General features: G+C 68.6%; 4 protein-coding genes and 1 tRNA gene. 1 reads left to right on the forward strand and 4 read right to left on the reverse strand.

Features of this window, described 5'->3' with window-relative positions; genetic code table 11:
* Positions 1 to 595: 595 nt before the first annotated feature.
* Positions 596 to 668, reverse strand: a tRNA-Ala gene (locus DD1DGNOD_RS00145).
* A gap of 255 nt (positions 669 to 923) precedes the next feature.
* Between DD1DGNOD_RS00145 and DD1DGNOD_RS00150 the strand changes: the two genes are divergently transcribed.
* On the forward strand, positions 924 to 2,318 hold the full coding sequence (locus DD1DGNOD_RS00150; protein WP_131764795.1) for a salicylate synthase: 1,395 nt from the start codon (positions 924 to 926) through the stop codon (positions 2,316 to 2,318).
* A gap of 31 nt (positions 2,319 to 2,349) precedes the next feature.
* Here DD1DGNOD_RS00150 and DD1DGNOD_RS00155 read toward each other — a convergent pair whose 3' ends face one another.
* From DD1DGNOD_RS00155 to DD1DGNOD_RS00165, 3 genes are all read right to left on the reverse strand, one after another.
* Positions 2,350 to 3,213 (reverse strand): ABC transporter ATP-binding protein, encoded by an 864-nt coding sequence (locus tag DD1DGNOD_RS00155; RefSeq protein WP_131764796.1) that lies wholly within the window; start codon positions 3,211 to 3,213, stop codon positions 2,350 to 2,352.
* Between the two features lie 193 nt (positions 3,214 to 3,406).
* A complete protein-coding gene (locus DD1DGNOD_RS00160; protein ID WP_131764804.1) occupies positions 3,407 to 4,477 on the reverse strand; it encodes an iron chelate uptake ABC transporter family permease subunit in 1,071 nt (356 codons plus the stop codon).
* Positions 4,478 to 4,533: 56 nt separating this feature from the next.
* Positions 4,534 to 5,583 carry a FecCD family ABC transporter permease gene (locus tag DD1DGNOD_RS00165; RefSeq protein ID WP_131764797.1) on the reverse strand — a complete coding sequence of 350 codons (1,050 nt, stop codon included), beginning with the start codon at positions 5,581 to 5,583 and terminating at the stop codon, positions 4,534 to 4,536.
* Positions 5,584 to 5,690 lie beyond the last annotated feature (107 nt).

The following is a 5,690-nucleotide window of genomic DNA, read 5'->3' on the forward strand; positions in this document are numbered from 1 at the left end:
TCCCGGGGCACTGTTGCATTCGCGTACACCGGCGGATCTTGGCCGCAAGTCTTCCGGCGCCGAGGTTCACCAGCGCGGCTCCGGGCTGCTGGTAGTCCCACCGATCGGGGCACATGAGCGCGTCTGACGGGAAGATCTGCGGTGAAGATCGCCTGCGATCGGCGAATGCAACAGTGCCGTCGCGGGCCTCTGCACCCCGCCGTGCGGTCCTAAATGATGGGAGAGCGCTCCGGCGGGTTGGGCATTGATCCCCGCACGTTGCCAGCCGAACTGCGCCTATCCACAGGGGAGACGGCCGCGCGTGCGAGAGACTGCGGAAAAGCGCAGCATCGCTCGGCTGGCGCTATTTCGGGCGACGGTCGGAAGCGTCGATGTCTTGCCGGTTGCCTGACTGGCCCCTCCCGAGCCAGCCGGCAGGCCCTGACGGAGCGTGTTCAACCGCCTCACGGCTGAACCGCTGCGAGTGCTGCCGGGTACCGACGTGGGCCGCCCCGTGTCGTGCCATGTCGCCGAGTCTTGCTAACGAACCGCTAACGAATGATCTTCATGGGCTGGCCGATGATCCTTGATCATGCCACCGACCTGGACAAACGGGTGGAGACGAGGGGACTTGAACCCCTAACCCCTGCCTTGCAAAGGCAGTGCTCTGCCAATTGAGCTACGCCCCCGGAGGAAACCCAACCAAGAGTATGGCATGCGGACGGCAGCGCGTGGATGTGTTCCGCAGGGCACTGCCCCTGCTTCCCCCGCGGACGCGGCCGCGACATCCACAGACGTGGCACCCACAGACGCATCGAAGCACGGGTACCGCGGCGCCAACCCTCGAACCCGCCGGATGGACCACCGTTCAGCCTAGTTAGGGTAACCTGACCTAATTACTTGCACTACTTGCTGATCGGTGCCGACCTCTTCGGGAGACGGGTGTGCATCATTACCGTGAGCTGGAGATCCCTGGTCGGTTCGATCCCCTTGCACTCGCCGCCGCCCTGTCGGATTCCGATCTGTTCAGCAGCCACGTCGTCTACGAGCGCGACAACCAGTGGTGGTTCGCCGGTGACGTCTTCGGCGAGGTCGTCGTCGAACCAACGGTGGTGCGGAGCAGCTGCCAAGGCCGGCAGACGGCGGTCGAGCGGTCGCCGCACCCGTTGCGCCAGGTGGGCGACCTGCTTGCAACCTTTCCGCTCGCGGATTGGCACGCATACGGCTGGGTCTGCTTCGAGTTCGCCTATGCGCTCGCGGGCGGCCCCCGCGTCGCCGAAGGACGCCCGCTCCTGCACGTGATGGTGCCCAGGACCGAGATCCGGCTGCGAACCGATCACGTTCTGATACGCGGCACGGACGACCTCGTGATCGGATCGGTACGTGATCTGATCACCGACTTCGCCGGACGCCTGAGCCCCCGCACCCGCGCACGACCGGTCGAGGTTACCGACCCGGCGGAGGAAGACTCGGCGGGAGAAAGCTCGACGGAAAAAGGAAAAGAAAGAAAAGAAGGGAAAGAGTCCCGGAGGGCCTATCACGACAGCGTGGCGCGGGCCGTTGCGGACATCCGCGGGGGCGCCCTGCGGAAGGTCATCCTCTCCCGGACGCTGCCGATCCCGTTCCCGGTCGATCTCACCGCCACATACGCCCTCGGCCGCGCCGGGAACACCCCGGCCCGCTCGTTCTTGCTCGACCTGGGCGGCCAGAAGGCCGCCGGGTTCAGCCCAGAAACCGTCGTCGAGGTCTCCGCGGACGGCCAGGTGGCCGCCCACCCGCTCGCCGGCACCAGGGCGCACGGCCTCGGAGCCGACGTCGACGCGGACCGCCGCGCCGAACTGGAGTCCGACCCCAAGGAGATCTTCGAGCACGCCACCTCGGTCAAGCTGGCCTACGACGAGGTGTCCCAGGTCTGTGAACCGACCTCGGTCGCGATCACCGATTTCATGACGGTCACGCACCGTGGCAGTGTCCAGCACCTGCGTTCCCGCGTGGTCGGTCAACTCGCCGCTGGGCGGACGTCCTGGGACGCACTGCAGGCGCTGTTCCCGTCGGTGACGGCATCCGGAATCCCCAAGGCGCCGGCGTTCGAGCGCATCGCCGAACTCGAGCGGACACCCCGCGATCTCTACGGGGGTGCGGTGCTCATGGTGTCCGAGGACGGGGAGCTGGACGCGGCCCTGGTGCTGCGGGCCGTCTACGAGCACGGCGGACGGGCGTGGCTGCGGGCGGGCGCCGGCATCATCGCGGACTCCCGACCGGAACGGGAGTACGAGGAGACGTGCGAGAAACTGCGCAGTGTCGCGCCGCACGTCGTCCCCAGGACAGCGGCGTCGTGAGCCGCACGTTCCGGCCGTGAGCCGCAAGGTTTCAGGCCGTGACCTGCGCTTTTGCTGCTGGGACGCGCGCTGCCTCGGGGTGCCTGCGGGCACGCGCCGCCGGCACGACCAGTGGTGTGCCCACCTCCGGGTCGGTGATGATCCGGCACCGCAGACCGAACACGTCCTCGACCAGCTCGGCGGTCACGATCTCCTCGGAACGGCCCTGCGCGACGATCCGCCCACCGCCCATCACGATCAGATGGGTGGCGTACCGGCAGGCGTGGTTGAGGTCGTGCAGCACCGCCACGAGCGTGCGCCGCCTCTCCTCGTGCAGGTCGGCGCACAGGTCCAGCACCTCGACCTGATGGGCGATGTCGAGGAAGGTCGTCGGTTCGTCCAGCAGCAGGATCGGTGTCTGCTGCGCCAACGCCATCGCCAGCCAGACCCGCTGGCGTTGCCCTCCGGACAGTTCGTCGACGAAGCGGTCGGCGAGGTCGTCGACGCCGGTCGAGGTCATCGCCTCGGTGGCCGCCCGTTCGTCCTCGCGTGACCATTGCCGCAGCAACCGCTGGTGCGGGTAGCGCCCGCGGGCGACGAGGTCAGCGACGGTGATCCCGTCCGGCGCGATGGACGTCTGGGGCAGCATCCCCAGCCGGCGGGCGACCTCCTTCGACGGCAGCGACGTGATGAGCGCACCGTCGAGGTACACCGCGCCGGTGCGGGGTCTGAGCATCCGGGCGAGCGCGCGCAACAGCGTCGACTTGCCACACGCGTTCGGCCCGACGACCACCGTGAAGGACCCGTCCGGGATGATCACCCCGAGCGAGGTGGCCACCGTCCGATTGTCATAGGCCAGGGTCAAGTTGTCGGCGCGGAGCCGATACGGCTGCGGGTCAGCCCCGTCCTCGCTCATGAACACCGTGACCTGACGGCACCGTCGTCCATGGCGCGCTTCTCCTCACACGTCGACAGGTATACATCGACAGGTCGACGGTCGATCCACCCGTCCGGACAGCCAGCCTGGCGTAGTTAAGTACTCCTTACCTAATTTGTCAATACTCGCGACGTGAGACGTTCGCGGGACGCGGGACGTGGGACGTCCGCGGTCAGGCTCGGCCGGAGCGCCATTCGCGGGTCAGGAGCCAGGCCAGGTAGACACCGCCAACGCCGGCGGTCATGACTCCGACGGGCAGCTGGGTCGGCGCCAGCAACCGCTGGGCCGCGAAGTCGCTGACGATCAGCAGCGTCGCCCCCATCAGCGCCGAAGGCACGAGATTCGGCCCGGTGACCAGGGTCAGCCGCCGGACGAGCTGGGGTGCCACCAGCGCGACAAAGGCGATTGGCCCGGCCGTGGCCGTGGCCAGCGCCGTCAGCGCGATCCCGCACAGCAGCGCGGCGAACCGGCGGCGCTCGACCGGCACACCGACAGCGCGCGCCGCGTCGTCACCCATCTCCAGCATCCGCAGGTCACGGCCGAGAGCAAAGGTGACGGGCAGCAACGCCACCAGTGCCCCGACCAGCGGCCGGACGTCCTCCCAACCACGCCCGTTCAGGCTCCCGGTCAGCCAGAACTGCGCAGCCGTCGCCTCCGTGAGCGAGGAACGGACGAGGAGGTAGGAGTTCACGGACTCAAGAACCGCCCCGACCCCTATACCGACAAGCACAAGCCGATAACCCAGAGCACCCGTCCGGAACGCCAGCAGATAGACGGCAACAGCGGTGAGTATCCCTCCGACAACCGATCCGACTGCGACAGCCACCGGCCCCCCGCCGAGGACGATGATCTGCAGCAGCGCGCCGGTTGCCGAGCCGACGGTGAGCCCGACGATGTCGGGACTGCCCAGGGGGTTGCGCGAGATGCTCTGGAACACCGCCCCTGCCATCCCCAAGGCGGCGCCCACACCCAGTGCGGCGATCGCTCGCGGCAGGCGCAGCTCGGTCACGATGAACTCGTTCGCCTCCGAACCCCGGCCCAGCAAGGTACGGACGACGTCGTATACCGAAATCGGATAGTCGCCGGTGGTGAGAGCGAACACGCCGACCACGACAGCTGCCGCGAGCAGCAGCACGCACACGACCGCACTGCGCGGGAGAACGCGCACCGAGATCCGGTCACCGGCCACCCGCACCACCGGTCCTGACGCCGCTGGTCCTGACGCCGCTGGTCCTGACACCATCGGACCGGAGAGCGCCGGTTCTGACACCGCTGTCCGCACTGTCCGCATATCCCTGGTCACAGTTGGACGATCTTTCGGCGCCGGACGAGAAAGATGAAGACCGGCGCCCCGACAAAAGCGGTGACGATGCCCACCTCCAGCTCCATGGGCCGGGCGATGAGGCGTCCCAGGACGTCGCAGCCCAGCAGCAGGATCGGGGACACCAGCATGCAGTAGGGCAACAGCCAGCGATGGTCGGGACCGGTGATCACACGTACGACGTGCGGGACGGCCAGGCCGACGAACGCGATCGGCCCAACCGCCGCGGTCGCCGAGCCGCACAACAGCGTGACTGCCAGCATCCCGAGCGCCCGGGTGCGGCCCGGACGAGAGCCCAGCGTCCGCCCGGTGTCGTCACCGAGCGCGAGCGCATTCAGCGGCCCGCCCAGCGCAAGGGCCAGGACCACGCCGGCGATCAGGAACGGCCAGATCCCGACCACGGTTTCCATGGTGCTGCCGGCGAGTGATCCCACCGACCAGTGCCGGTAGCGCTCGAGCGTCTGCGGGTCGAGCAGGACGCGGGCGGAGATGTAGGCGTTCAGGACGGCGGTGACCGCGGCCCCCGCCAAGACTACCCGCACCGGGCTGGCCCCGCCCGGCTCCCTCGAGCCCAGGACGTACACGACGGATGCGGCCGCGGCGGCACCGAGGAAGGCGAACCACACCGACAGCATTAGGCTGTGCCGCCCCAGCAGTCCGACACCCGACACCACCGCCGCGGTCGCCCCCGCGCTGATGCCGAGCAGGCCCGGATCAGCCAGTGCGTTGCGGGTGAGCGCCTGCATGAGCGCCCCGGCGAGCCCCAGCGCGGCACCCACCGTGAGGCCCATCAGCGTGCGGGGCACTCGCAGGTCCCGGACGACGACCGCGTTGTCGGACCCGTCCGAGTGGATCAACGCTCTGAACACGTCGCCGGGGGAGATGGTCCTGGCTCCGACGGCGACGCTCGCGACCATGACCAGGGCGAGTAGCAGCACGACGGGTAGCAGCCCCACCGCCCGCCGGCTGCGTGTCCGGGTCACCGCCACCTGCCGGGTGGTGCCCGTGCTCGTAGCCGTCGGCGTCATCCGGGCTGAACCTGTCGCTCGAGCCGCTGCTGGTCGGGCTGTTGTTGGTCGGGCTGTTGTTGGTCGAGCTGTTGTTGGTCGAGCTGTTGCCCGACCTGCTGGTCGAC

The sequence above is a fragment of the Candidatus Protofrankia californiensis genome (assembly GCF_900634765.1).
Taxonomy (GTDB): Bacteria; Actinomycetota; Actinomycetes; order Frankiales; family Frankiaceae; genus Protofrankia; species Protofrankia californiensis.